At 62.8% G+C, this 25,447-nt stretch carries 21 protein-coding genes; 10 read left to right on the top strand and 11 right to left on the bottom strand.

Going from position 1 to position 25,447, the window contains the following annotated elements:
• The first annotated feature begins 88 nt into the window (after positions 1-88).
• Together metE and AB7M32_RS27080 are read left to right on the top strand one after the other, a co-directional pair.
• On the top strand, positions 89-2,401 hold the full coding sequence (gene metE, locus AB7M32_RS27085) for a 5-methyltetrahydropteroyltriglutamate--homocysteine S-methyltransferase (protein ID WP_454251911.1): 2,313 nt from the start codon (positions 89-91) through the stop codon (positions 2,399-2,401).
• A 325-nt stretch (positions 2,402-2,726) separates the two neighbouring features.
• Positions 2,727-3,746, top strand: coding sequence for an alpha/beta fold hydrolase (locus AB7M32_RS27080; protein ID WP_454251910.1), 1,020 nt, complete (start codon positions 2,727-2,729; stop codon positions 3,744-3,746).
• 78 nt (positions 3,747-3,824) lie between these two features.
• On the opposite strand, the gene AB7M32_RS27075 is transcribed toward AB7M32_RS27080, so the two are convergent.
• Positions 3,825-4,706 (bottom strand): LysR substrate-binding domain-containing protein, encoded by an 882-nt coding sequence (locus tag AB7M32_RS27075; RefSeq protein WP_454251909.1) that lies wholly within the window; start codon positions 4,704-4,706, stop codon positions 3,825-3,827.
• A gap of 157 nt (positions 4,707-4,863) precedes the next feature.
• Here AB7M32_RS27075 and AB7M32_RS27070 point away from each other — a divergent pair, with 157 nt between their 5' ends.
• Entirely contained in the window at positions 4,864-6,495 is a 1,632-nt protein-coding gene (locus tag AB7M32_RS27070; protein ID WP_454252208.1) for a 5-guanidino-2-oxopentanoate decarboxylase, read from the top strand.
• A 140-nt stretch (positions 6,496-6,635) separates the two neighbouring features.
• On the opposite strand, the gene AB7M32_RS27065 is transcribed toward AB7M32_RS27070, so the two are convergent.
• Positions 6,636-7,565: an AraC family transcriptional regulator gene (locus AB7M32_RS27065; protein ID WP_072409064.1), complete on the bottom strand. Its 930-nt coding sequence runs from the start codon at positions 7,563-7,565 to the stop codon at positions 6,636-6,638.
• A 326-nt stretch (positions 7,566-7,891) separates the two neighbouring features.
• On the opposite strand from AB7M32_RS27065, the gene AB7M32_RS27060 reads away from it, so the two are divergent.
• Both AB7M32_RS27060 and AB7M32_RS27055 read left to right on the top strand, forming a co-directional pair.
• The gene (locus AB7M32_RS27060) at positions 7,892-8,245 is read left to right on the top strand and encodes a putative quinol monooxygenase (protein WP_060740859.1); all 354 of its coding nucleotides are present in this window, start codon (positions 7,892-7,894) and stop codon (positions 8,243-8,245) included.
• A 43-nt stretch (positions 8,246-8,288) separates the two neighbouring features.
• Positions 8,289-8,522 carry a hypothetical protein gene (locus tag AB7M32_RS27055; protein ID WP_454252207.1) on the top strand — a complete coding sequence of 78 codons (234 nt, stop codon included), beginning with the start codon at positions 8,289-8,291 and terminating at the stop codon, positions 8,520-8,522.
• A gap of 173 nt (positions 8,523-8,695) precedes the next feature.
• Here AB7M32_RS27055 and AB7M32_RS27050 read toward each other — a convergent pair whose 3' ends face one another.
• The 6 genes from AB7M32_RS27050 to AB7M32_RS27025 all read right to left on the bottom strand — a co-directional run bounded on the left by AB7M32_RS27050 (position 8,696) and on the right by AB7M32_RS27025 (position 16,905).
• The gene (locus tag AB7M32_RS27050) at positions 8,696-9,316 is read right to left on the bottom strand and encodes a flavin reductase family protein (protein ID WP_092473084.1); all 621 of its coding nucleotides are present in this window, start codon (positions 9,314-9,316) and stop codon (positions 8,696-8,698) included.
• A gap of 236 nt (positions 9,317-9,552) precedes the next feature.
• The gene (locus AB7M32_RS27045; RefSeq protein WP_454251908.1) at positions 9,553-10,080 is read right to left on the bottom strand and encodes a heme utilization protein; all 528 of its coding nucleotides are present in this window, start codon (positions 10,078-10,080) and stop codon (positions 9,553-9,555) included.
• Between the two features lie 337 nt (positions 10,081-10,417).
• Entirely contained in the window at positions 10,418-11,737 is a 1,320-nt protein-coding gene (locus AB7M32_RS27040; RefSeq protein ID WP_454251907.1) for an MFS transporter, read from the bottom strand.
• 290 nt (positions 11,738-12,027) lie between these two features.
• Positions 12,028-13,353 carry a sigma-54-dependent transcriptional regulator gene (locus tag AB7M32_RS27035; protein ID WP_454251906.1) on the bottom strand — a complete coding sequence of 442 codons (1,326 nt, stop codon included), beginning with the start codon at positions 13,351-13,353 and terminating at the stop codon, positions 12,028-12,030.
• Positions 13,346-15,112: a sensor histidine kinase gene (locus AB7M32_RS27030; protein ID WP_454251905.1), complete on the bottom strand. Its 1,767-nt coding sequence runs from the start codon at positions 15,110-15,112 to the stop codon at positions 13,346-13,348. The genes AB7M32_RS27035 and AB7M32_RS27030 overlap by 8 nt, the downstream gene beginning before the upstream one ends.
• A 269-nt stretch (positions 15,113-15,381) precedes the next feature.
• Positions 15,382-16,905 (bottom strand): fumarate hydratase, encoded by a 1,524-nt coding sequence (locus AB7M32_RS27025; protein ID WP_454251904.1) that lies wholly within the window; start codon positions 16,903-16,905, stop codon positions 15,382-15,384.
• Between the two features lie 482 nt (positions 16,906-17,387).
• Here AB7M32_RS27025 and AB7M32_RS27020 point away from each other — a divergent pair, with 482 nt between their 5' ends.
• The 3 genes from AB7M32_RS27020 to AB7M32_RS27010 are packed head-to-tail and all read left to right on the top strand — an operon-like array spanning position 17,388 to position 20,200.
• Positions 17,388-18,494: a diguanylate cyclase domain-containing protein gene (locus tag AB7M32_RS27020; protein ID WP_454251903.1), complete on the top strand. Its 1,107-nt coding sequence runs from the start codon at positions 17,388-17,390 to the stop codon at positions 18,492-18,494.
• Positions 18,487-19,422 (top strand): iron-sulfur-binding ferredoxin reductase, encoded by a 936-nt coding sequence (locus AB7M32_RS27015; protein ID WP_454251902.1) that lies wholly within the window; start codon positions 18,487-18,489, stop codon positions 19,420-19,422. The genes AB7M32_RS27020 and AB7M32_RS27015 overlap by 8 nt, the downstream gene beginning before the upstream one ends.
• A gap of 28 nt (positions 19,423-19,450) precedes the next feature.
• On the top strand, positions 19,451-20,200 hold the full coding sequence (locus tag AB7M32_RS27010; RefSeq protein ID WP_454251901.1) for an enoyl-CoA hydratase: 750 nt from the start codon (positions 19,451-19,453) through the stop codon (positions 20,198-20,200).
• Positions 20,201-20,391: 191 nt separating this feature from the next.
• On the opposite strand, the gene pyk is transcribed toward AB7M32_RS27010, so the two are convergent.
• Complete coding sequence (pyk, locus tag AB7M32_RS27005; RefSeq protein WP_210640468.1) at positions 20,392-21,843, bottom strand: pyruvate kinase; 1,452 nt, start codon at positions 21,841-21,843, stop codon at positions 20,392-20,394.
• A gap of 337 nt (positions 21,844-22,180) precedes the next feature.
• On the opposite strand from pyk, the gene AB7M32_RS27000 reads away from it, so the two are divergent.
• Both AB7M32_RS27000 and AB7M32_RS26995 read left to right on the top strand, forming a co-directional pair.
• A complete protein-coding gene (locus AB7M32_RS27000) occupies positions 22,181-22,552 on the top strand; it encodes a tetratricopeptide repeat protein (RefSeq protein WP_207964963.1) in 372 nt (123 codons plus the stop codon).
• 251 nt (positions 22,553-22,803) lie between these two features.
• A complete protein-coding gene (locus AB7M32_RS26995) occupies positions 22,804-23,163 on the top strand; it encodes a PilZ domain-containing protein (protein ID WP_454252206.1) in 360 nt (119 codons plus the stop codon).
• A gap of 150 nt (positions 23,164-23,313) precedes the next feature.
• Here the strand turns inward: AB7M32_RS26995 and AB7M32_RS26990 are convergent, their stop codons facing one another.
• Positions 23,314-23,682, bottom strand: coding sequence for a DUF6124 family protein (locus AB7M32_RS26990; RefSeq protein WP_454251900.1), 369 nt, complete (start codon positions 23,680-23,682; stop codon positions 23,314-23,316).
• A gap of 340 nt (positions 23,683-24,022) precedes the next feature.
• Entirely contained in the window at positions 24,023-25,354 is a 1,332-nt protein-coding gene (locus tag AB7M32_RS26985) for a DUF58 domain-containing protein (protein WP_454251899.1), read from the bottom strand.
• Between the last annotated feature and the right edge of the window lie 93 nt (positions 25,355-25,447).

The raw sequence follows: 25,447 nt of genomic DNA, 5'->3' as shown, positions 1-25,447 counted from the left end.
ACTTGTGATCAACACGAAAAGGTTGAGTTTGTCTCATGCAGGTCGAGCTGTCGACAATGGCGCCATCTTTTACAGGAGGACGCACACCATGGCCCTGGCCCACACCCTCGGTTTTCCCCGCATCGGCGCCGACCGCGAACTGAAGAAAGCCCTCGAAGCCTACTGGAAGGGCGACCTGGCCCCGGCTGCCTTGCAAACCGTGGGTCGTGAACTGCGGGCGCGGCACTGGCAACTGCAGAAAGACGCCGGCATCGACCTGCTGCCGGTCGGCGACTTTGCCTGGTACGACCAGGTGCTCAGCCACACCTTGACCCTGGGCGCCGTCCCGCAACGTTTCCACGGCACCTTGAATGCCCAGGGTCGGCCGACCCTCGACACCCTGTTCGCCATGGCCCGTGGTGCCACGGCCAGTTGCTGCGGTGCCGAGCGCGGCCAGGCGCAATACGCCCAGGAGCTGACCAAGTGGTTCGACACCAACTACCACTATCTGGTCCCGGAGTTTTCCGCCGACCAGACCTTTGCCCTGAGCTGGGAACAGTTGTTCGACGAAGTGGACGAGGCCCATGCCTTGGGCCATCAGGTCAAACCGGTGATCATCGGCCCGTTGACCTACTTGTGGCTGGGCAAGGCCAAGGGCGAGGCGTTCGACAAGCTCGGCCTGCTGGAGCGCCTGCTGCCGGTCTACGGTGAAATCCTCAACCGCCTCAAGGCCCAGGGCGTGGAGTGGGTGCAGATCGACGAGCCGATCCTCACCCTCGACCTGCCCCTGGCCTGGAGGAGCGCCTTCGAGCGGGCTTATCACATCCTCCAGTACTCGCCGTTGAAAAAACTCGTGGCCACCTATTTCAGTGGCCTGCAAGACAACCTCGGGCTGGCGGTGAGCCTGCCGGTGGACGGCTTGCACATCGACGCGGTACGTGACCCGGAACAACTGGGCCAGGTGCTGGACCGCCTGCCGACCTACAAGATTCTCTCGGTGGGCCTGGTCAACGGTCGCAACGTCTGGCGCTGCGAACTGGAACAGGCGCTGGCGCAATTGCAACCGGCCCAGGAGCGCTTTGGCGACAACCTTTGGGTCAGCACCTCGTGCTCGTTGTTGCACAGCCCGGTGGACCTGGAGCGTGAGGACCGGCTCGACCCCGAACTCAAGAGCTGGCTTGCCTTTGCCGTGCAGAAGTGCGGTGAAGTCGCGGTGCTGCGCGATGCACTGAACGATCCACAGGCACCCGCCGTGCAACAGGCGTTGAGCGACAGCCGCGAGGTGCAGGCCCGTCGCGCCGGCTCGGCGCGCATTCACAAAGCCGAGGTCCAGGCGCGTCTGTCGGCGATCGGGCCACAGGACAGCCAGCGGCATTCGCCGTTTGCCCAGCGCATCGAACGCCAGCGCGCACGCCTGGCGCTGCCGGTCTTTCCTACCACCACCATCGGTTCCTTCCCACAGACTCCGGCCATTCGCCTGGCCCGTCAGGCCTACAAGCAGGGCAAGTTGTCGGCCAACGATTATCAGGACGCCATGCACACCGAGATCCGCCACGCCGTGCAGATCCAGGAACGCCTGGGCCTGGACGTGCTGGTGCACGGTGAAGCCGAACGCAACGACATGGTGGAATACTTTGCCGAGCAACTGGACGGCTACGCCTTCACCCGTTTCGGCTGGGTACAGAGTTACGGCTCACGTTGCGTGAAACCGGCGATCATCTACGGCGACATCAGCCGTCCGAAAGCCATGACCGTCGACTGGATCCGTTACGCGCAAAGCCTGACCGACAAGGTCATGAAAGGCATGCTCACCGGTCCCGTGACCATGCTGATGTGGTCGTTCCCCCGCGAAGACGTGTCGCGCCAGGTCCAGGCCCGACAACTGGCCCTGGCCCTGCGCGACGAGGTGCTGGACCTGGAAAAGGCCGGGATCAAAATCGTGCAGATCGACGAGGCGGCGTTCCGCGAAGGGCTGCCACTGCGTCGCGGGCAATGGCAGCACTACCTGGACTGGGCCGTGGAGGCTTTCCGCTTGTGCGCATCGGGCGTGGGTGATGACACCCAGATCCATACCCACATGTGCTACAGCGAGTTCAATGACGTGATCAAGGCCATCGCCGACCTGGACGCCGATGTCATCACCATCGAGACTTCCCGTTCGGACATGGAGTTGCTGGAAGCATTCGAGGCATTCGACTACCCGAACGACATCGGCCCGGGCGTCTACGACATCCACTCGCCACGGGTGCCGGACACCGCAGAGATGGTTGCGCTGATGAGCAAGGCGGTGAAACGCATCGCCGCCGAGCGGCTGTGGATCAACCCTGACTGCGGGCTGAAGACCCGGGGCTGGCCAGAGACGGAAGCGGCGCTGGTGAACATGGTGGCGGCGGCGCGGCAGTTGCGGAGCCAGTTGGCCTGAGGCCCCACGAGGTTTGCACCTCCCTGTGACCTTGCACCCTGTGGCGAGGGGATTTATCCCCGTTGGGCTGCGAAGCAGCCCTGAAGCCAGGCGCCTTGTTGTATCAGGTGGATTGCGTCCAGCTTTTTCTGGGGCTGCTTCGCAGCCCAGCGGGGATAAATCCCCTCGCCACAAGGGGTAGTATTCGGTTTTATTGCTCCCCTTGACCGGGCAACCATCACCACTCGGCAATCTTCATCAAACTGTCACGCAACTGTGGCAGCGCGCTTGAACAAACTTCATCAGACTCGCGTTCTACTGGGGTTCTGCGTTTCGGTGTTTCTTCATGCGTGTACTTATTTTCCTGGCCGCGTTGTTTTTCGGCCTGCCGTCGATGGCGGCGTCTCGTTGCGATGTCAATGTTGCGACCCAACGGGTCGATCTGGATCAGGTCAGCCTGGCCTACCAGAGCATTGGCCGTGCCTCGGATCCTGCATTGCTGTTGGTGATGGGCCTGGGTGGGCAGTTGATCCATTGGCCGGACGAAGTGGTGGTCGCCCTGTGCGAGCAGGGTTTCCGGGTGATTCGCTACGATAACCGCGATGTCGGCCTGAGCACCTGGCGCCAGACGCCCGGCAGCGCCAACCTGACCTTCGAAGCCCTGCGCTACAAACTCGGCTTGCCCGTGGCCGCGCCCTATACCCTCACCGACATGGCCGACGACGGGCTCGGGCTGATGGACGCGTTGCATGTGCAAAGCTTCCACGTACTGGGCGCGAGCATGGGCGGGATGATCGCCCAGCACATGGCGGCCATGGCGCCTGAGCGGGTTGAAAGCCTGACCCTGATCATGACCAGTTCCAGTGCCGCCGGCTTGCCTGCGCCCAGCGAAAGATTGGTGCAACTGTTGTCCCGGCGCGGTGCTCCGAATCGCGAAATGGCCCTTGAACAGCAGGCCGATCTGCTGGCCGCGTTGGGCAGCCCGATGGTGGTGGATGATCGCCAGGCCTTGCTGCATCAGGCTGCACTGGCCTATGACCGGGCCTTCAACCCCGAAGGCGTGAAGCGCCAGATCATGGCGATCATGGCCGAGCCGAGCCGGGTAGCACTGCTCAATCAACTGCGGGTGCCAACCCTGGTCGTCCACGGCACCGCCGACCCGTTGCTGCCGGTGATGCACGGCGTGCACTTGGCGGCGCACATCCAAGGCAGCCAACTGAAACTGATCCCGGGCCTGGCTCATCGCTTCCAGGACGCGTTCAAGGCGCCGTTGCTGGGGGCGGTGTTGCCGTACCTGCAGCAGCACCGCGAAGACACGTCCCATTGGGCGCAGATCGAACCGGTGCAGGCGCCGAATCTGCTCTGATAACCCTGATGGCTGGCTTTTGTGGCGAGGGAGCAAGCTCCCTCGCCACAGTTTCATTCACCCTCGAATGGGCAGTCGCTACCGCACCTGCGCCTGCGCCACCAACCAGTCCATCAACTCCAGCAACGGCGCCGAGGCCTGGGGCTTGCGCGGGTGCACCAGGTGATAACCCAGCCCGGTCTTGACCTTCAGTTCGAACGGCATCACCAGCCGGCCGGCACTCAGGTCGTCGCCGATCAGCGACCAGTCGCCAATCGCCACGCCCGTGCCCTGGGAGGCCATGGACATCGCCAGGTCCAGGGTTTCGAAATGCTGGCCCTTGCTGACGTGGTTCAAGTGCACATCGGCCGCCGCCAGCCAGGCGTTCCAGTCGCGCTCGTCAAGGGCCGGGTGCAACAGCAAGTGGTGCTGCAGGTCGGCGGGTTCATGCAGCGGCACCGGTCCTTGCAGGGTCGATCGAGAGCAGACAGGCGTTAGCTGTTCATCGAACAGGTGCAGGCACGCCAGCGAGGCATCCGGTGGTGGGCCATAGACCACCGCGGCGTCGAAGGCTTCGCGCTGGAAATCCACGCCGTGCTTGACCGTGGTGGTCAATTCCACCGGCACGTCCGGTCGTTCCTTTTGCCATTGCAACAGGCGCGGCAGCAACCAGCGCATCACACAGGTCGGGGCCTTGAGCTGTAGGGTCTGGCGCTTTTCGCCGATCTGCTGGACCGCTTCGCCGATCAGGCTGAACACCTGCTGCACCCGTGGCAGCCACGCCTGGCCCTCGGCGGTCAGGCTCAGGCCGCGTGCCTGGCGCTGGAACAACGCATAACCCAAGTGATCTTCCAGCCCGGCGATCTGCCGGCTCACCGCGCCCTGGGTGATATGCAGTTGCTCGGCGGCCCGGGTGAAGTTGCAGCATTGGGCCGTGATCAGAAATGTGTGCAGCGCCGGCAACGGGGGGAGTCGTTTCATTTCGATCCAAGCCATGACGTGAGGACATGGCTAGTATGACTTTTTATCCATTGTTGTCGCCATGCCCCGCCCGTTCCAATAACGCCATCTCCAAGACAAAAGGGGCCCGTTCCATGGGCTGCGCGGCCCTTTACCCGACCAGAAAAAGGCAATGGCAATGGCGACGTGCGGCGAAGTATTGGTCAAGTTACTCCAAGCGTATGGCGTGGAGCAGGTGTTCGGCATTCCCGGTGTGCACACCGTCGAGTTGTACCGCGGGCTGGCCCGTTCCAGTATCCGCCATGTGACGCCGCGTCATGAACAGGGCGCAGGTTTCATGGCCGACGGTTACGCCCGGGTCAGCGGTAAGCCCGGCGTGTGTTTCATCATCACCGGTCCGGGCATGACCAACATCACCACCGCCATGGGCCAGGCCTACGCCGATTCGATCCCGATGCTGGTGATCTCCAGCGTGCAGTCGCGCAGCCAGTTGGGCGGCGGTCGTGGCAAGCTGCATGAACTGCCGAACCAGTCTGCGTTGGTAGGCGGTGTCGCGGCGTTTTCCCACACGCTGATGTCCGCCGCCGAATTGCCCGGCGTGCTGGCCCGGGCGTTCGCGGTGTTCCAGGCCGGGCGCCCGCGACCAGTGCACATTGAAATCCCGCTGGACGTTTTGGTCGAAGACGCCAATGCCTTGCTCGCCAGCGTGCCGGTGAATATCAGCCGCGCCGGTGCAGCACCGGCTGCGGTAAAACAAATGGCCGACCTGCTGGCGACGGCTCGGCGGCCTCTGATCCTGGTCGGTGGCGGGGCCATTGACGCGAGGACCGAATTGACCGAACTGGCCGAACGTCTCGGCGCGCCAGTGGCGTTGACCATCAATGCCAAAGGCCTGCTTCCTGCGCGTCATCCGTTGCTGATCGGCTCCACCCAGAGCCTGGTGGCCACCCGTGCGTTGGTGGCCGAGGCGGACGTGGTACTGGCCATCGGCACCGAACTGGCCGAAACCGATTACGACATTACCTTTGCCGGTGGCTTCGAGATTCCCGGTGCGCTGCTGCGCATCGACATCGACCCGGACCAGACCGTGCGCAACTACCCGCCGCACCTGGCGCTGGTGGCCGACGCTGGTGTCGCCGCCCGGGCCCTGCTCGACGAATTGGACCGGCGACCCTTGGCCGAACGCCAAGCCGATTGGGGACCGGCGCGTGCCGCCCGATTGCGCGCGGAGCTTCAAGGCAGTTGGGACGCTGCGACCCGCGCCCAGACCGTGTTTCTCGAGACGGTCTTGCAGACGCTACCGGAGGCGGTGTTCGTCGGCGATTCCACGCAACCGGTGTACACCGGCAACCTGACGTTCAACCCGGAGCAGCCGCGCCGCTGGTTCAATTCCTCCACCGGCTACGGCACCCTTGGCTACGCGTTGCCGGCGGCCATCGGCGCCTGGCTCGGCGGCAAGGACCTGGGCCACGGCCGCCCCGCGGTGGTGTGCCTGATCGGCGACGGCGGGTTGCAGTTCACCCTGCCGGAACTGGCCAGCGCCGTGGAAGCGCGCACACCGGTGATCGTGCTGCTGTGGAATAACCAAGGCTACGAAGAGATCAAGAAATACATGCTCAACCGCGCCATCGAACCGGTAGGGGTGGACATCTACACCCCGGATTTCATCGGCGTCGCCAAGGCCTTGGGCTGCTTTGCCCAAGCCATCGACGATGTGCCGTCGCTGCGTGCCGCGTTGCTGGCGGCCCGCGAGCGGCAGGGACCGACATTGATTGAGATTGACCAGGGTGTTTGGACATCGAAGTGTTGAGGTGTTTTTACTGGCCTCATCGCGAGCAAGCTCGCTCCCACAGGGATCCTTAGTGAACACAGGTTCTCTGTTCACTACAGACTCAGTGTGGGAGCGAGCTTGCTCGCGATGGGGCCCGCCCAGTCAACGCAAAACCCAGGTCAAACGGTCATCCGCAACCGCGCCAGATCTCGCAATGGCGGCGCGCCGAACAATCGGCTGTACTCGCGGCTGAACTGCGAAGGGCTTTCATAACCCACCCGATACCCCGCCGCCGAAGCTTCCAGCCCTTCGGCCAGCATCAGCCGACGAGCTTCCTGCAAGCGCAGTTGCTTCTGGTATTGCAGTGGGCTCATGGCCGTCATGGCCTTGAAGCGGTGATGCAGGGTCGAGACGCTGAGGTTCACTTCCCGGGCCAGGTGATCGATGCGCAGCGGCTGTTCGAAATGGCCGTTGAGCCATTTGATCGCCTGGCTGATGCGATGGCTCTGACTGTTGGCGATGGCGATTTCATACAGCCGATAGCCTTGTGGACTGCGCAGCAGGCGATAGAGGATTTCCCGGCGCACCAAGGGCGCGAGCATGGCGATGTCCTTCGGCGTGTCCAGCAGCCGTGCCAGACGCAGCACAGCGTCGAGCATCGGCGTGTCCAGGCGTTCGACATACAGCCCACGTCCGGCGGGGCGGGTCGGCACGCCCAATGGGCCGGCATCGGCGATCAACGCAGTGATTTCCGCCGGGTCGATGTCCAGGCGCAGGGCCAGGATCGGCTGCTCGGGCGAAACGTCGGCGATGCAACCGCTGAGCGGCATCGAGACCGAGACCACCAGGTAATGGAGCGGATCGTAGTTGAAGAGCTCATCCGCCAGACGCACCTGTTTGCTGCCCTGGGCCATGATGCACAGCGCCGGTTGCGCCAGCACCGGGGCGAATTTGTGCGGCTGGCTGTGCCGCGACAGGTTCAGCGAGCCGATGGCTGTGGCGTAGCTGCCGTCTTCGCTGGTGTTGCGGTCGATGATCGATGCCAGTTCGGCGCGCTGTTGTTCCAGGTACGTGTCCAGCGGGACGTGGGCGTGATCGAGTGGCGACATGCCGGGTTCCTCAGGCGATAGGAGCGATGAACAAAGCTTATGTTTGTGCAAGGCACAGCGGTAGCAACATCCTGTTAAAAGCTTGCCTGATCCTGCACGGCGCAATGGGCCATGACGGGGCAAGGCGGGCGAAACTTGCTTGAAACCTTTTGTTTCAAGTTCACGCCTGGCAACCGGTTCGACGGTGGATTTTGTGCGACCGATGCGCAGGATTGTGCAACGGGTCGGCAGGAATCGACTAACGAAGCTGGCGTCGTGACGCTTAACCTTTGATCCTGTCGCAGCCTGTCCCCGGCTGCACAACGGATTACCTGGGAGGGTTGAACATGACTACACAGATCCCCGTCAGCCACATGGCTTTTGTCCGGGCCCGCAGTGGTTGCTCCAAGCAACTGGGTGCACGCCTGAGCACGCTGATCGCGCCTTCGCGCCAGGCGCCCGGCTGCCTGCACTTTGCCTTGCAGCAATCGCAATGCGACGCTGATTTGTGGCTGGTGTCCGGGCTCTGGGTCAATCAGCCGTCGATGGACGCCTACTTCAACTCACCGGCCATGGCGATTTTCGCCGAGCTGGTGCAAGACCTGGTGGTGAGCAGCCTGGATTTCCACACCTTCAGGGAAGTCTCCGCCGCCCAGGCGACCGAAGGGTGCCGGGCACAGGTACACAAACTGGCCGGTTGAAGGTTTAATGACCGTCATTTTCCACCGCCAGGATGCACAAGAGATGGCACGTAAAGCCTTTGAAACCTTTGAAGCTGTTTCCGCCGTTGTTCCCAAGGAGGGCGGCGGTTACCTCGCCGCCATTGCCACCAAGGCCATCGGCGGCTCAGGTGCGCCACGTTTCAACAAGGTGCTTGAAGACCAGAGCTTCAAGACCGCGACCGAAGCCGATGATGCCGCTGCCGTGCAGCTCACCCATCTCCAGGGTGTCGACGACGAGGGCGGGCTGGTCTGGTAAACCCGTGTCACCTGTTGGGATGACCTACACCTGTGGCGAGGGGATTTATCCCCGCTGGGGCGCGAAGCGGCCCTAAAACCAGTCCAGGCAACTCAGTGTCAGGAAGGTATTGGGGCTGCTCCGCAGCCCAGCGGGGATAAATCCCCTCGCCACAGAGTGTGGTGGGCAAGCTTCTATTTGGGGCGATGCATCTTGAACAACGCCTCAGGCCCCAGTTGGAAATAATCCGCCGGCCCACCCCCGCGCAAAATTGGCTCGGCGGCGGCGGTGTCGTACACCCCATCCTTCAGCAGCCACTGGGCGATATGCACGGCGACCACTTCGCCGAGGATCAGCCAGCTCGGCACCAGCCCTTTGTCCGCCCGCTGCAATTGAATGATCTGTGTGACCTTGCATTCGAAAGACACCGGGCTTTCGGCGACGCGTGGCACCTGGATCACCCGTGATGGGGCGGCCGTCAGGCCCGCCAGTTCGAACTCATTGACCTCTGGGCCGACCATCGCGCAGCTCTGGTTCATCTGCTCGGCGAGTGGGCGGGTGGCCAGGTTCCAGGCGAACTCACCGGTCTGTTCGATGTTGTTCAGGCTGTCTTTGCGCCCGACGCTGGAGAACCCAATGATCGGTGGAATGTAATTGAAGGCGTTGAAGAAACTGTAGGGCGCCAGGTTCAGGCGGCCTTCGCCATCCTGGGACGAAATCCAGCCGATGGGCCGTGGGCCGACGATGGCGTTGAACGGATCGTGGGGCAGGCCGTGGCCGTTGGCGGGTTCGTAGAAGTGGATGTCATCGGGCATTGGGTACAGATCCTGGGATGGATTTTGAAGAGTTCGACGATAGTGCAGGGGGCAGCTGTTTTTGTCAGCACCGAGAACCTTGCGGGAATGGGCTCGCTCGCGAAGGCGCCGGAACATTCAATATTGCTGCAAGTTGGGCCACCGCTTCCGCAAAACCTGCGTCCGCTGTTCTTCTGCATATCCCAAAAACAACTAAGCCCGGCCGAAGCCGGGCTGTGAGAGGGGCTCCGTGGCAATTAGCTGATGGCGGCAGCGCCAGTGCGGTCGAAACCATCTTCAGCGACGGTGGCGCCGTTAGTGCGGTCGAAGCCGTCTTCAGCAACGGTGGCGCCGTTAGTGCGGTCGAAACCATCTTCAGCGACGGTGGCGCCGTTAGTGCGGTCGAAGCCGTCTTCAGCAACGGTGGCGCCGTTAGTGCGGTCGAAGCCGTCTTCAGCGACGGTAGCGCCGTTAGTGCGGTCGAAGCCGTCTTCAGCGACGGTAGCGCCGTTAGTGCGATCGAAGCCGTCTTCAGCGACGGTAGCGCCGTTAGTGCGGTCGAAGCCGTCTTCAGCGACGGTGGCGCCGTTAGTGCGGTCGAAGCCGTCTTCGGCAACGGTGGCACCGTTAGTGCGGTCGAAGCCGTCAGCAGCAAGGGTAGCAGCGCCAGTGCGGTCGTAGCCATCAGCGGCGATGGCCGAGCTGGTGCGGTCGAAACCATCGGCAGCAAAAGTATTGGCGGCCAGTACGGACAGGGTCAGGGCGATGATCAGTTTGGTTTTCATGGTCGTGCTCCAGAATGTTTGGCGTTAGGCGCCTTGGGTGTGGAGTTCATATTACGCTCGCTAATTAGATTAAAAAGCGCAAATAAATGCTAAAAACAATCGATTAAATAGATTGATTGGAAGTTGCCGCAGAACGGTCAATGAGGCCCATTACCGGCGTATCGAACGGCGTTCTGTTGAGGATGAGGATGGAGGTCAGGCATTAACCAGAGATTAATGTCGGATAAATCTTTAGACATGGAACAAAAAAAGGGGCGACCCCGTCAGGTACGCCCCTTTTTGATCCAGCCCTGAAACAGGTGTAAACCTTAGCCAGGACTCGACATGCGACTTGAGATCAGTCGGTCACGATCCGCGAATGCTTACGGGTATCTTTCATGGTGATGTACACCAGCAGCGATACGGCGATGCAGGCCGTCACGTACCAGTAGTAGCCGGTTTCCATGCCGATGCTCTTGAACCACAGGGCGATGTATTCAGCGGTGCCGCCGAAGATCGACACGGTCAGTGCATAGGGCAGGCCGACGCCCAGGGCGCGGATTTCGGTGGGGAACAGCTCGGCTTTCACCACGGCGTTGATCGAGGTGTAGCCGCTGACGATGATCAGCGCCGCCATGATCAGGAAGAACGCGCCCCACCAGGTCTGGATGGTGTGCAGGGTGGTGAGGATCGGCACGGTGAACAGGGTGCCGAGGATGCCAAAGGCGATCAGGATCGGCCGGCGCCCGATCTTGTCCGACAGCCCGCCGATCACCGGTTGCAGGCACATGAACAGGAACAGCGTGGCGGCGGAAATGGTGGTGGAGTCGGAAATGCTCATGCCGACGGTGTTCACCAGGTATTTCTGCATGTAGGTGGTGTAGGTGTAGAACGCCAGCGTGCCGCCCATGGTCAGGCCGACCACGGTCATCAGTTCCTTGGGATGGCGCAGCAAGGTGCGCATGGCGCTTTCCTTGGACTTCTCTTTCTTGGTGAACGACTCGGTTTCTTCCATGCCGCGCCGCAGGTACAGCGCCACGACCGCGCACAGTGCGCCGATGGCGAACGGGATGCGCCAGCCCCAGGCGTACAGCTGCTCGGTGGTGAGGAACTGTTGCAGCACGATCAATACGCCCAAGGCGATGAGCTGGCCGGAAATCAGGGTCACGTACTGGAAGCTGGAGAAGAAGCCGCGACGCTCCTTGGTCGCCATTTCGCTCAGGTAGGTTGCCGAGGTGCCGTACTCGCCCCCCACCGACAGGCCTTGGAGCAGGCGGGCAAACACCAGCAGGATCGGCGCGCCGACGCCGATGGTTTCGTAGCCGGGGCTCAAGGCAATGATCAGCGAGCCGAAGCACATCAGGTACACCGAGGCCATCAACGCACGTTTGCGCCCGGCGCGGTCAGCGTACAGGCCCATCAACCAGCCGCCGATCGGGCGCATCAGGAAACCCACGGCGAAGATCGCGGCGGTGTTGAGCAACTGGGCGGTGGTGTCGCCCTTGGGGAAGAAGACTTTGGCGAAGTACAACGAGAACGCGGCGTAGACGTACCAGTCATACCACTCGACCATGTTGCCGACCGAGCCGCTGAAGATCGATTTGATCCGGCTGGCGGTGGTTCTTTCACGGGCGGGCGCGGCAGCCGACCCAATGGGTAGGGCGTTGGAGTTGTCCATTGAAGGATCCTTCATTTAATTGTTTTTGTGGAGCGCGTGGGAACGCAGCCTGACAGGGCTATAGCAGGAGCTGTGCCAGCGGTTGGAGGGCCGGTCTAGAGGGGTTTGCGGTGTTGAGTGAGCGGAAATCCGCTTGTTTTTGATTGGCGGTGAGCGGGAATCCGCTTATTCGGGGGTGTTTGCTCCGGCCTCATCGCGAGCAGGCTCGCTCCCACTGGGTGATGTGGACACAGGACAAAATTTGGGAGCGAGCTTGCTCGCGATGGCGCCAGTGCAGGCGCCACAGAAACCTACAAAAACATCTCCCGACTCAACCCGTGCCGCTGCATCTTTTCATTGAAGGTGCGGCGTGGCAGTTGCAGTTCTTCGAGCACGGCTTTCACATCACCTTTGTGTCGCGCCAGGGCGGCGCGCAGGCATTGGGCTTCGAAGGCTTCCTGCTGGGCCGCGAGGGACTGGCCAGGCCCCGTCTCCAGGACGGGCAGTTGATCCAACCCCAACACCTGGCGTTCGGCGACGTTGGCCAGTTCCCGCACGTTTCCCGGCCAGTCGTGGCTGAGCAGATGGCCCAACTGCGGGCCGCTCAGGGGCGCGGCGGGGCGGCCCAGGCGTTCGGCGGCGTTGTGGGTGAAGTGTTCGAACAGCAGGGGTATGTCCTCGCGCCGTTCTCGCAGCGGCGGCAGGCGTAGCTCGGCGATGTTCAAGCGATAGGCCAGGTCTTCGCGAAAACGCCCGGCCCGGGCTTCGTCCAGCAGGTCGGGCTTGGTGGCGGCGATGATGCGCAGGTCCACGGCGATGCTCTGGTTGGAGCCCAGGCGTTCGAGCTTCTGTTCCTGCAACACCCGCAGCAACTTGACCTGCTGGGCCAGGGGCATGCTTTCGATTTCGTCGAGAAACAGCGTGCCGCCGTCGGCGTATTCGAGCTTGCCGATGCGCTTGCCCTGGGCGCCGGTGAAGGCGCCGCTTTCGTGGCCGAACAGCTCCGCCTCGAACAGCGGTTCGGGAATGGCCGCGCAGTTCAACGCGACGAAGGGCTTGCTCGCCCTTGGGCCGAAGTCGTGCAGGCAGCGGGCGACCAACTCCTTGCCGCTGCCGGTTTCGCCGCGGATCAATACGTTGACCGGCAGTGCCGCCAGGTCCAGCACTTGGCGCCGCAGGTTTTGCAGCGCACGGGAAACCCCCAGCAGCGTGCCATCGAGGCGGGCGCGAGCGTCGGCCTGTTCATGCAGACGGCGGTTTTCCAGGACCAGGGTGCGCTTGTCCAGCGCCCGGCGCAGGCTGCCGAGCAGGGCTTCGGGGCTGAAGGGTTTTTCCAGGAAGTCGTAGGCACCGTCGCGCATGGCCTCGACGGCCATGGGCACGTCACCGTGGCCGGTCAACAGAATCACCGGCAGGTCCGGGTCGCGGCGGCGTACTTCGGCCAGTAGCTCCAGGCCGCTGAGGCCGGGCATGCGCACGTCGCTGAGGATCACCCCGGGGAAATGCTCCGGCAACCGGGCCAGGCATTCGTCGGCGCGACTGAACAGCTGCACCTGGAACCCCGACAGGCTCAACCATTGTTCGACGGCACTGCGGATGCTGCCTTCGTCATCCACGACCATGACTGAATCAAGCATGCAGTTGTGCCTCCTGATCGATGGGCAAGGTCACGCAGAATACCGCGCCGTTCTCGTGGTTGTCCGCGCTCAGGCGTCCGCCGGATTCATGGATGATTGCAAACGAAACCGCCAGCCCCAAGCCCAGGCCATCGCCCACGGGCTTGGTGGTGAAGAACGGATCGAACACCTGGGTCAGGTGTTCCTGGGCGATGCCGGTGCCGCTGTCGCTGACGGTCAGGCGCCACAATTGGTCATCGGCCTCCAGGCGCACTTCCAGGCGCTTGAGGGGCTGGCCGGCCATGGCATCGAGCGCGTTGCGCAGCAGGTTGATCAACACTTGTTCGAGGCGGATCGCATCGCCGCGCACCCACGCTGGGCGGGTCAAGTGCAACACGGTGCTGACCTGCTCGTCCCGCAGGCGCGTGTCCAGCAATTGCAGCGCCTGGTCCACCACCGCCGCCAGGTCCAGGCGTTCGCGCAGGCCGCTGGGGCTTTTGCGGGCAAACGTCTTCAAGTGGCCGGTGAGGGCGGCCATGCGGGTCAGCATGTCGTCCACCGGCTTGAGGGCCTTATAGGCGTCATCGACCCGACCGTGATCCAGCAGCAAGCGCAGGGTTGCCAATTGCATGCGCTGGGCGGTCAAGGGTTGGTTGATTTCATGGGCCAGGGCTGCCGACATCTGCCCCAGCGCCGCCAGCTTGGCCGATTGCACCAGCCCGTCCTGGGCGGTGCGCAGGTCCCGGGTCCGCTCCTCCACCAGCCGTTCCAGCTCTTCGCGGCTGCGCTGGCGCAACTTTGCCAGGCGCCAGCGCTGGTTGAGAAACAGCAACAGGAACACCAGCGCCAGCCACAACCCGGCGGCGGCGAGCCCGGCGTTGCGCAGGTCCTCGACGGCGATCTGCGGACGGCGCAGCAAGTGCAGGGTCCAGCCTTCGGCGCTCAACGGCAAGGATTCCCACAGGTAATCCGCCGAGCCATCGGGGGCCTCGACCCGGGCCAGGTGGCTGTTGTCGTCGAAGCGTCGCAGCGGTTCATGGGCCAGGGCTTGCAACGGTTGTTTGTCGTATTGGCGGGTGGCCTTGAGTTCGGCGCGGTCGCTGTCGGTCAGCGGCTGCAAGTGGCGATAACGCCAGCCCGGGCGGTTGGCGATGAAGATGATGCCCCGGGCATCGCTGACCAGCAGGGTGTCGCTGCCCTGGCGCCATTCGCGCTCCAGCTCCGGAAATTCCAGCTTCACCACCATCGCGCCAAGGAACTCGCCGTTGTCGCCGGTCACGGCGCTGGAGAGGAAGTACCCCGGGATGCCGCTGGTCACGCCCACCGCATAAAACCGCCCGGTGCCCTGGGTGCGGGTCTGGATGAAATAGGGGCGAAAGCCATAGTTGTGCCCGACATAGCTGCTGGGTAGGCGCCAGTTGCTGGCCGCGACGGCCAGGCCGCTGTGGTCGAGCAGTTCCAAGGTGGATGACTGGGCGGCACCATTGATCTGTTCGAGCTTGCGATTCAACGCATCCTGCTGCGCCGCGCTGACCGGTCCCTTGAGGGCCGAGCGCAACTCCGGATCCAGCGCCAGCACGGCGGGCAGGGCGCGGTAGCGTTCGATCAGGGTGTGCAACGAATTGGCGTACAGTGACAATTGCTGGCTGGCACGGCTGGCATCTTCTTCCAAGGCCTCGCGTTCGGCGTGGCGCACGGCCAGGGTGGCGGCAACCGCCGCGCCGGCGAGGATCAGCAAGGTGTACAACGACAGACGCAAGGTACGGGTGGTCGGCAGCATGCTGGCGTAAACCAGTGGAAAGTCGGGCGGGCACGATAGCATGGCGGTTGCTTCGAGCGATCATGTACTTCAGGCCTGCACCTGATCCTGTGGGAGCGGGCTTGCCCGCGAAGACGCCGGCACATCAACATTGATGCAAGCTGATCCACCGCTTTCGCGAGCAAGCCCGCTCCCACAGGGATCAGTGGTGGATATTAAATATTGTGAGCACAAAAAAAGACCGGTGGGGTTGTTGCCCTCCGGCCTTTTCTATAACGCCACAGTGCGTGTTACTGCACTTCGACCGCCAGGCTGTCACTGATCTTTTTCTGCCAGATGGCAGGGCCGGTGATGTGCACCGACTCGCCTTGGCTATCGACCGCAACGGTCACCGGCATGTCCTTGACCTCGAACTCGTAGATCGCTTCCATGCCCAGTTCAGCGAACGCCAGGACCTTGGATTTGCGGATCGCCTGGGCCACCAGGTAAGCGGCACCGCCGACGGCCATCAGGTAGACGGCCTTGTTGTCCTTGATCGCTTCGATAGCGGTCGGGCCGCGCTCGGATTTGCCGATCATGCCCAACAAGCCTGTCTGCTCGAGGATCTGGCGGGTGAACTTGTCCATCCGCGTGGCGGTGGTCGGGCCGGCCGGGCCGACGACTTCATCGCCTACCGGGTCGACCGGGCCGACGTAGTAGATGAAGCGGCCCTTGAGGTCCACTGGCAAGGTTTCACCCTTGTTCAGCATCTCGACCATGCGCTTGTGCGCCGCGTCGCGGCCGGTGAGCATCTTGCCGTTGAGCAACACGGTTTCGCCCGGCTTCCAGCTTTGCACGTCCTCTGGCGTCAGGGTGTCGAGGTTGACGCGACGAGCCGACGGACCGGCTTCCCAGACGATTTCCGGGTAAGCGTCCAACGGAGGCGCTTCCAGCGACGCCGGGCCGCTGCCGTCGAGCACGAAGTGGGCGTGACGGGTGGCGGCGCAGTTGGGGATCATGCACACCGGCAGGGAGGCGGCGTGGGTCGGGTAGTCCATGATCTTCACGTCGAGCACAGTGGTCAGGCCACCCAGGCCCTGGGCGCCGATGCCCAGTTGGTTGACCTTCTCGAACAGCTCCAGGCGCATCTCTTCGATACGGTTCTGCGGGCCGCGGGCCTTGAGCTCGTGGATGTCGATGGACTCCATCAAGACTTCCTTGGCCATGACCGCGGCTTTCTCGGCGGTGCCGCCGATGCCGATGCCGAGCATGCCCGGTGGGCACCAGCCGGCGCCCATGGTCGGAACGGTTTTGAGCACCCAGTCGACGATGGAATCGGACGGGTTGAGCATGGCCATCTTCGACTTGTTCTCGGAGCCGCCACCCTTGGCCGCCACGTCCACTTCCACGGTGTTGCCCGGGACGATGGAGTAGTGGATGACCGCCGGGGTGTTGTCCTTGGTGTTTTTACGCGCGCCGGCCGGGTCGGCCAGGATGGAAGCGCGCAGAACGTTTTCCGGCAGGTTGTAGGCGCGACGCACGCCCTCGTTGATCATGTCGTCCAGGCTCATGGTCGCGCCATCCCAACGCACGTCCATGCCCACGCGCACGAACACGGTCACGATGCCGGTGTCCTGGCAGATCGGCCGATGGCCGGTGGCGCACATGCGCGAGTTGATCAGGATCTGCGCCATGGAGTCACGGGCCGCCGGCGATTCTTCGCGCAGGTAGGCCTCGTGCATCGCCTGGATGAAATCCACGGGGTGGTAGTAGGAAATGAACTGCAGGGCGTCGGCAACGCTCTGTATCAGGTCATCTTGCTTGATCACGGTCATGAGTCGCGCTCCTCTCTAAAGACGGGAACATTCAATAAGGTGCCGCCCGTTTGGGTGCATCGGTCGACGGACGACACCTCTTAAGGCACGCCGGGCATGCTGGCGCGACGCTAAAAAGGCGCGGCAGTATATCGCAGGCGGGCATCCTGTGGGAGCGAGCGGCCTGTATGGAGGGGGATTTATCTGTGGCGAGGGGATTTATCCCCGCTGGCTGCGAAGCAGCCCCAAAAGACAGATGGGCATTAACCTGACCCACCGCAGTGGCAGCTTTCAGGTCTGCTTCGCAGCCCAGCGGGGATAAATCCCCTCGCCACAGGGGGCATCTGCCAGCACTCAACAATGCGTCAATTGGGCCATTGCTTTGACGCCATTTTTCTGCTCCAGAATTGAATGGTCATTTGCCCTACACGCCACTAAAGTGGCGTCTGGCCTGTAGCGTAGGACGCCTCCTGTCAGTTTCCTTTCCCATGGTGAGTCAACGATTGACCCATAACGCCATTCAACGTCTTTTGCTGAAACGCTTCGCTTTGGCGGCCGCGACGTACGCGCTGGCACTGGTTTTGTTGTGGCTGGCATTTTTCAGTGGGCATTACCTGGACTCGTTGCGCGGTGTCATCATTGGCAGCGTGTTGGTCGTGCTGTGCCAGGCCGGGCTGTTCGCGCTGTTTATCACCGACCGCAACCTGCGCTTCGCCGACCCCAGCCTCACCGAAGTGCAGGTGTTGATCGGCCTGGGCTGGCAGACCTGGATGATGGCGCACCTGGACCAGGCCCGGGGCGTGTTCCTGGTGTTTTATGTGCTGATCCTGCTGTTCGGGCTGTTCCACCTGTCGCGCCGGGCCTTTGTGCGCTGCGCGTCGCTGGTGTTCATCAGCTTCGCCGCGATTACCCTCTGGGACGGTTACTTCTTCAGGCTTCCCGATCCCACCCTGGCCGGGTTGCAGGTGGCCGTGCTGTTTCTGGTGCTGGTGTGGCTGGTGTTTTACGCCCGCTACGTCCAGACCTCACGTCAGCGCATGCGCCAGCGGCGGTTTGCTTTGCAGGCGCACCAGGACACTTTGCGCGGGATGATGCGCCAGCTCGAAGACCTGGTGGCCACCGATGAACTGACCGGGCTGTTCAATCGCCGGCACTTCCTGCGCCTGGCCTCCCGCGAACTCAACACCCTCAGGCCCGGCGTCGCCCATGGCCTGGCCCTGATCGACCTCGACCATTTCAAGCGCATCAACGACCTGCATGGCCATGCCGCGGGCGATCAGGTGCTGCAGGCGTTTGCCGCGGTGGCCACGGCGTGCCTGCGCGAGGGCGATGTACTGGCCCGTTATGGCGGCGAGGAATTCGTCATGCTGCTGCCCGCTTGCGACCCTCACCGCCTGACGGCCTGTTGCGAGCGGTTGCGGCTGGCGTTCACCGAAGTCGAGCTGATCGGCCTGCAGGTCGGTGCCCTCAGCCTGTCGGCGGGCATGACGATGCTGGAAATGGGCGATGACCTGGACAACGCGTTGCAGCGTGCCGACCAGGCCCTGTACCGTGCCAAGCGAGACGGCCGCAATCGTTGCGCCGCCGCCTGGGAGAACGTCGATGCCTGAACTGACAGTCGCCGGTCGGCAATGGACGGTGGCGGCGGGCAGTAACCTGCTGGACGCCTTGAACGGCGCTGGCGTGGCGGTGCCCTACAGTTGCCGCGCCGGGAGCTGCCACGCTTGCCTGGTGCAGTGCGTGGGAGGCGATGTGCGCGACAGCCGCCCCGACGCCTTGAGCCCGACGCAGCGCGACCAGGGTTGGCGGCTGGCCTGCCAATGCCAGGTGGTCGAGGATGTGCGGATCCACACCTTCGACCCGCAACGCGACGGCCAGGCCGCCCAGGTGATGGCGGTGGATTGGCTGGGCGGTGAGGTGCTGCGTCTGCGCGTCACCCCCGAGCGGCCGCTGCGGTATCGGGCCGGGCAGCATCTGGTGCTGTGGACCGGCGAGGTGGCCCGGCCGTATTCCCTGGCGAGCCTGCCCGAAGAAGACCGTTTCCTGGAGTTCCACCTCGATTGTCGCGAGCCCGGCCAGTTCATCGAGGCGGCCCGGCAGATGAAGGCCGGCGACCCGATCCGCCTGGGCGAACTGCGAGGCGGTGCCTTGCACTATGACCTCGACTGGCACGCCAGACCCCTGTGGCTGCTTGCTGCCGGCACGGGTTTGGCGCCGTTGTTCGGCCTCCTGCGCGAAGCCTTGCGCCAGCATCACCAAGGCGCGATTCGCCTTATTCACGTGGCCCATGATACGGCCGGGCATTATCTGGCCAAACCCCTGGCGGCGCTGGCGGCCAAGCATGAAAACCTCTCGGTGGAGCTGCTGACCGCGGCCGAGGCGCCGTCCGCCTTGGCGCAACTGCGGCTTGTTTCCCGGCAAACCCAGGCCTTACTCTGCGGCCATCCCGACCGGGTCGAGGCCTTTGCCAAGCGTTTGTACCTGGCTGGTTTGCCGCGCAATCAACTGCTGGCCGACGTCTTCCTGCCCCGTGGTTGAGCGCTGATTTCCAGACGCGAGACCGATCATGACCGAAACCCTGTTGCTCGACTGTCAACGCGGCCTGCTGACCGTGCGCTTGAACCGCCCGGACAAGAAAAATGCCCTGACCCGGGCCATGTACGGTCAATTGGCCCAAGCCCTGGCGATGGCGGACAACGACCCGCAGATTCGCGCGGTGCTGCTCAGCGGCTCCAGTGACTGCTTCACCGCCGGCAACGACATCGTCGACTTCCTCGAACAGCCACCGAACGACCTCGATAATCCGGTGTTCCAGTTCATGCTCAGCCTGCTCGATTGCCGCAAACCGGTGATCGCCGCCGTGGCCGGACCGGCGGTCGGCATCGGCACCACGTTGCTGCTGCATTGCGACCTGGTCTACGTCAGCCGGGACGCGCGGCTGCGCATGCCGTTCGTCAACCTGGGGCTGTGCCCTGAATTCGGTTCCAGCCTGATCCTGCCGCGGCTGCTGGGCCAGGCCAGGGCTGCGCAATTGTTGCTGTTGGGTGAGGGCTTCAGTGGCGAACAAGCGGTGGCGTGGGGCATTGCCACCGAGGCGCTGGACAGCGGTGAAACGGCACTGGCCAAGGCGCGGGAGGTGGCGTTGCGCTTCGAATCGCTGCCGCCTGACGCGGTGCGCATCAGCAAGCAACTGATGAGGGCGCCGGACCGGGAACTGTTGCGCAAGGTGATTGAAGAAGAGGGCAAGCTGTTCACCCAACGCCTGCGCTCGCCCGAGGCGGTTGCGGCGTTGTCGGGGTTTATCAACAGGCATTGAATTCTGTAGCGCCTGGCCTGGCCCCATCGCGAGCAAGCTCGCTCCCACAGGGGGGGCATGAACACCACAAACCTACTGTGGGAGCGAGCTTGCTCGCGATGGCGGCAGACCAGACCGCACAAACTTCAAGCAAAAACCAAAAAGCCCCACCATTCACATGGCGGGGCTTTTGTTTTTCAGCGCTCGGTCACTCAGACCATCGGGTCGCCAACATGCAGGATTTTCATCCCGTTGGTGCCGCCGATGGTGTGGTAGCTGTCGCCCTTGGTCAGGATGACCCAGTCACCGGTCTGCACGACGCCGCGCTTGACCAGCTCATCCACCGCCGCCTGGCTGACTTCGCCCGGTTGCAGGGCCGCCGGGTCGAACGGCACGGTGTAGACGCCACGGAACATGGCGGCGCGGGCCTGGGTTTCGCGGTGCGGGGAGAACGCGTAGATCGGCACCGAGGAGCGGATGCGCGACATGATCAGCGGCGTGTAGCCACTTTCGGTCAGGGCGATGATCGCCTTCACGCCCGGGAAGTGGTTGGCGGTGTACATCGTCGCCAGTGCGATGCTTTCGTCGCAGCGCTCGAAAGTCTTGCCGATGCGGTGGCTGGAGGTCTTGCTGGTCGGGTGCTTTTCAGCGCCGATGCAAATACGCGCCATGGCTTGCACCGCTTCGAGCGGGTAGAGGCCGGCGGCGCTTTCGGCCGAGAGCATCACGGCGTCGGTGTAGTCGAGCACGGCGTTGGCTACGTCGGACACTTCGGCGCGGGTCGGCATCGGGTTCTGGATCATCGACTCCATCATCTGGGTCGCGACGATCACGGCCTTGTTGTGGCGGCGTGCGTGCAGAATGATTTTCTTCTGGATGCCCACCAGCTCGGCGTCGCCGATTTCCACACCGAGGTCGCCACGGGCCACCATCACGGCGTCGGACGCCTTGATCAGGCCATCGAGGGTTTCGTCATCGGCCACGGCTTCGGCGCGTTCGATCTTGGCCACCAGCCAGGCAGTACCGCCGGCTTCGTCGCGCAGTTGACGGGCATATTCCATATCGGCGGCGTCACGGGGGAAGGACACGGCGAGGTAGTCGACTTCCATTTCCGCGGCCAGCTTGATGTCGGCCTTGTCTTTTTCAGTCAGGGCCGGCGCCGTCAGGCCACCACCGCGACGGTTGATGCCTTTGTGGTCCGACAGCGGGCCGCCGATGGTCACGACGCAGTTCAGTTCGGTGGCGGTGGCGGTTTCGACGCGCATCACCACGCGACCGTCGTCGAGCAGCAGCTCGTCGCCTACGCCGCAATCCTTGACCAGGTCCGGGTAGTCGATGCCGACCACCTGCTGGTTGCCTTCGGTCAACGGATGGCTGGTGGAGAAGGTGAATTTGTCACCGATCTTCAGCTCGATGCGCTTGTTGGCGAATTTGGCGATACGGATTTTCGGGCCTTGCAGGTCACCCAGCAGGGCAACGAAGCGGCCGTGCTTGGCGGCGAGGTCGCGCACCAGCTTGGCACGCGCCTTGTGTTCTTCGGGAGTGCCGTGGGAGAAATTCAGACGGGCAACGTCCAGGCCAGCCAGAATCAGCTGTTCGAGAACTTCCGGCGAATTACTGGCCGGGCCAAGGGTAGCGACGATTTTGGTGCGACGGACGGACATGCAAGACTCCTCAAGTTCAAGCGCCAGCGAAGGCTACTATGCTCTTTGGGTGTAGTCATTGTTCATATGCACTACTTTTTCGTTTGTTTTTCGAAATGAACATTCTTGAAAATTTTCACGCCTTGGATGAACTGCGGTGGAATGACCTGTGGGAGCACAGCTTGCTCGCGATGGCGATCTCGAGTACGCCATCGCGGGCAAGCCTTGCTCCCACAGGCCTTCATTCCCATCCTATAGCTCATCATTCTTCTTGCCAGAGAGACAGCGTCCGGTTCATTTTCAGGCTGAAGATTTTCCCAGCCAGGTCGATACAGGGCTCAAGACAGGAGAACCTCCCATGCGATTCGTGCTTTTTGTTGCCCTGGCCCTGAGCGTCACGGGCTGCACCCGTTGGTCGATGAACCACCACATGAACCTGGCCTACAAGGCCTATGACCGTGGCAATTGCGAGCAGGTCATGCTCGAGTTGTCCAAGGTCGACCGCGCCAGCCGTGCCCGCCGCTACATGCAGCCGGAAGTCTCGATGCTGCGCGGCCAGTGCCTGGAGCGGCAGAAGCTGTTCATCGATGCGGCACAGACTTACCAGTTCATCATCACCCAGTACCCTAACAGCGAATACGCGTTCCGTGCCCGCGCCCGGCTCGAAACCCTGCAGAGCCTGGGCCACTACCCGACCCGTAGCGCCTCGGCCATCCGTCCAGCTTCTTGAACCGCCCGCTGCCCGGCGTGTCGATGAAAATTAATCCATGGGACTGGTTGTCACCTGACCTTGGGCTATATTTGTACAAGTCGTAGTTAGAGCTAGATCTCTACTTTTTAGAAGCACCTGAGACCGGCAGAGGCAGGCCCAAGACGATCGATAGCGTCTGGCACCGGGATTGGGGAGAGCGGGTTCGTTTGGGCTCGTTCCGAAGTGATCGGTCGGCCCTGTGCGTGGCCGCTAAAAAAGCGATACAAGACATGTACAAAGAGCGTCGGATCGAACGGCATCAGTTGCCGTATTTCCTCAGGGTGTTTAACGGTATCAACGACAAGCCTATCGGTTTTCTAGGCAATGTTTCTGAAAATGGGCTGATGCTGATCAGCCAGCTTCCGCTGATGATCGGTGCGGATTTTGACCTGCACCTGAAAATCCCCGCTGATGAGGGGCCACAGCAAAACGTCAAGTTGAAAGCCAGGTGCCTGTGGTGCCAGGAAGACGTGACGCCGATGCATTTCGACGCCGGCTTCAGCGTGACGTGGGCGCCGCCGGAGTACGGGCAACTGGTCAATGCGTTGCGGCAATATTTCAGTTTCTATCCGTTGCCGGAATCGGCTTGAGCATTACGGGCTACCGACTTTGTGGGAGCGAGCTTGCTCGCGATGGCGGCGGTACATTCAATATTGCCGCAAGCTGATCCACCGCTATCGCGAGCAAGCTCGCTCCCACAGGGCTGTCATCTATCCTGTTTCTTACAGGTCATTCGGCCTTCAGCGCTGAACCTTCGCTTCGTTATCCAGCATCCGCTCCAGCAGCAACACCCCCATCTCGCCCATCTGGTGAATCGCCAGGGCCAGGTTGCGCGGGGCGCCTTCCAGATCTTCCGATAAATCCAGGATCAGCGTGCTCACCGAGCAGAAGGTTTCGTAGGTGTGGGCGAGCATGCCTTCGGGGTCGGCGTCGGGGGCGACGATGAAGTAGTCCGGGTGTTTGGCGGTTTTCTGGTCGGGCTGGCCGTTGTTGGGCTTGAGGTAGTAGTCCAGGGCTCTTTGGGCGGCTTCGTCGAGCTTTTCGGGATCGAGGGTTTCGTGGGGGGAAAGCGGGTCGGCTTTCGGGGGATTGGGAGTAGCCTTGAACATAATCGTAATCCTCTGAATGGAGCTGCCACCTACTCGCGACTAAACGAGGGGTGGCGGCTGAACGCAGGTTAGTCGACCGGGAGGAAAACGAAAAACCGGCGCGCCCAAGGGCGCCCTGCGCACAGCCACCATTAAGTACGGGGATAGGGGAACCCGACTCGATGATGCTCATGCACTTCGTTAACCTCCCTGGCGACTAAACCCGATCGCCGGATATCAGCGACGCGAATCAAGTTACGGGGCAAGGCCAAGGTGCACAAGCCGGCGGATTCTGGCGGATCTGTAGTCCGTTGCGCAAGGCGCTGTAGTCACCTGGAGCTTCGCTGGCTCGCTGTAGGACCTAGGCGGTGCCGGCCTTTTTCCAGGCCAGGTATTGGGTCACCAGGTCCGCCCCCAACTCGCTGGGGCGCGAATCCAGGGTTGGCACACCATGGGCGGCCAGTTGCTTATGCAGCTCGGCCCGGGCATTCAAGTAATCCACCGTCCCGCAATAAGCCAAGGCTTCAGGCAGGCTTTGCACCGGCGCCTGGCGCAAGCGGTCGAGGGCTTCTTCCCGCAGGCTGGCCACCAGCACCCGATGCAGTTGCCCCAGCCGTTTCACGGCGGCGAGCAGTTGCGCATCGTCTTCATCCCGCAGGTTGGTCACCAGCACCACCAAGGCCCGGCGTTTTTGCCGGGCCAACAGTTCAGTGACGGCGGCCTGGTAGTCGGCGGGGCGTTGGCTGCTGTCGAGGTCGTACACGGTGTTGAGCAGCACATTGAGCTGGCCGGTGCCTTTGACCGGGGCCAGGTAGCGGCTTTGTTCGCTGGCAAAGGTGCTCAGGCCCACGGCATCGCCCTGGCGCAGGGCGGTATAGCTGAGCAACAGGCATGCGTTGAGGGCGTGGTCGAAGTGCGACAGTTCGCCGTCCTGGCTGCGCATGCGCCGGCCGCAGTCGAGCATGAAGATGATCTGCTGGTCGCGCTCATCTTCGTATTCCCGGGCAATCGGTGTGCGGTGGCGGGCGGTGGCTTTCCAGTCGATCTGGCGCAGGCTGTCGCCCTCGCGAAATTCCCGCAGTTGATGGAATTCCTGGCCCTGGCCACGACGTTGACGCTGGCGGATGCCGAGTTGGCTGAGCCAATTGTCCACCGCCAGCAGTTGCCCGTCGTAGAGCCGGGCGAAGTCCGGGTAGACACGGGTGTGGTCGACGGCCTCCAGCAGGCGTTTGTCGGTCCACAGGCCCAGCGGGCTCGGCAGGTTGGTTTCGCATTGGACGAAGGTGAAGTGACCGCGCTTGAGCGGGCGCAGACGGTAGCCGACTTGGCTGCGCTGGCCGGGTTGCAGCTCGACCGACAGCGGCAAGTTTTCGAAGTCCAGGCCGTCGGGTACATGATCGAAAAGCTGCACCTGCAGCGGCTGGGCAAAGTCATGGCTGATGTCCAACCGCACGTCACCCCAGCGACCCAGGGCCAGGCTCCCAGGCATCTGCCGTTGTAGCCGGGGCGAGGGCAGGCGCCGGACGCGCACCGCGTCGAGCAGCGCCAGGGCCAGTACGGCCAACAGCAACCCCCAGTTGATCGACAGCAGCGTCGCTGGCACCGTCACGCCGAGTGCCCGCAGTGCGCCCAGCACAATGCCGAGGGCCAGCAGCAGCGCGAGCCAGATCAAGAGCAGGCGCGAGGGTTTCATGGGTGCATTCCCCTTGGAGACATGCAGAGCGCGCTTTTGTGGCGAGGGGATTTATCCCCGCTGGGGCGCGCAGCGGCCCCTTGCAGTGTGTCA

This window comes from Pseudomonas sp. R151218B TE3479 (assembly GCF_053629195.1).
Note: the sequence above shows the minus strand (reverse complement) of the source record. Positions and strands in the feature narration are given on the sequence as shown.

What these genes read in the sequence shown, in the direction of transcription:
- AB7M32_RS26985 (WP_454251899.1), bottom strand. Translation starts at nt 25,354, where the DNA reads ATGAAACCCTCGCGCCTGCTCTTGATCTGGCTCGCGCTGCTGCTGGCC.
- AB7M32_RS27015 (WP_454251902.1), top strand. Translation starts at nt 18,487, where the DNA reads ATGCCTGAACTGACAGTCGCCGGTCGGCAATGGACGGTGGCGGCGGGC.
- AB7M32_RS27030 (WP_454251905.1), bottom strand. Translation starts at nt 15,112, where the DNA reads ATGCTGCCGACCACCCGTACCTTGCGTCTGTCGTTGTACACCTTGCTG.
- AB7M32_RS27010 (WP_454251901.1), top strand. Translation starts at nt 19,451, where the DNA reads ATGACCGAAACCCTGTTGCTCGACTGTCAACGCGGCCTGCTGACCGTG.
- AB7M32_RS27060 (WP_060740859.1), top strand. Translation starts at nt 7,892, where the DNA reads ATGACTACACAGATCCCCGTCAGCCACATGGCTTTTGTCCGGGCCCGC.
- pyk (WP_210640468.1), bottom strand. Translation starts at nt 21,843, where the DNA reads ATGTCCGTCCGTCGCACCAAAATCGTCGCTACCCTTGGCCCGGCCAGT.
- AB7M32_RS27075 (WP_454251909.1), bottom strand. Translation starts at nt 4,706, where the DNA reads ATGAAACGACTCCCCCCGTTGCCGGCGCTGCACACATTTCTGATCACG.
- AB7M32_RS27070 (WP_454252208.1), top strand. Translation starts at nt 4,864, where the DNA reads ATGGCGACGTGCGGCGAAGTATTGGTCAAGTTACTCCAAGCGTATGGC.
- AB7M32_RS26990 (WP_454251900.1), bottom strand. Translation starts at nt 23,682, where the DNA reads ATGTTCAAGGCTACTCCCAATCCCCCGAAAGCCGACCCGCTTTCCCCC.
- AB7M32_RS27035 (WP_454251906.1), bottom strand. Translation starts at nt 13,353, where the DNA reads ATGCTTGATTCAGTCATGGTCGTGGATGACGAAGGCAGCATCCGCAGT.
- AB7M32_RS27000 (WP_207964963.1), top strand. Translation starts at nt 22,181, where the DNA reads ATGCGATTCGTGCTTTTTGTTGCCCTGGCCCTGAGCGTCACGGGCTGC.
- AB7M32_RS27025 (WP_454251904.1), bottom strand. Translation starts at nt 16,905, where the DNA reads ATGACCGTGATCAAGCAAGATGACCTGATACAGAGCGTTGCCGACGCC.
- AB7M32_RS27055 (WP_454252207.1), top strand. Translation starts at nt 8,289, where the DNA reads ATGGCACGTAAAGCCTTTGAAACCTTTGAAGCTGTTTCCGCCGTTGTT.
- AB7M32_RS27040 (WP_454251907.1), bottom strand. Translation starts at nt 11,737, where the DNA reads ATGGACAACTCCAACGCCCTACCCATTGGGTCGGCTGCCGCGCCCGCC.
- metE (WP_454251911.1), top strand. Translation starts at nt 89, where the DNA reads ATGGCCCTGGCCCACACCCTCGGTTTTCCCCGCATCGGCGCCGACCGC.
- AB7M32_RS26995 (WP_454252206.1), top strand. Translation starts at nt 22,804, where the DNA reads ATGTACAAAGAGCGTCGGATCGAACGGCATCAGTTGCCGTATTTCCTC.
- AB7M32_RS27065 (WP_072409064.1), bottom strand. Translation starts at nt 7,565, where the DNA reads ATGTCGCCACTCGATCACGCCCACGTCCCGCTGGACACGTACCTGGAA.
- AB7M32_RS27045 (WP_454251908.1), bottom strand. Translation starts at nt 10,080, where the DNA reads ATGAAAACCAAACTGATCATCGCCCTGACCCTGTCCGTACTGGCCGCC.
- AB7M32_RS27050 (WP_092473084.1), bottom strand. Translation starts at nt 9,316, where the DNA reads ATGCCCGATGACATCCACTTCTACGAACCCGCCAACGGCCACGGCCTG.
- AB7M32_RS27080 (WP_454251910.1), top strand. Translation starts at nt 2,727, where the DNA reads ATGCGTGTACTTATTTTCCTGGCCGCGTTGTTTTTCGGCCTGCCGTCG.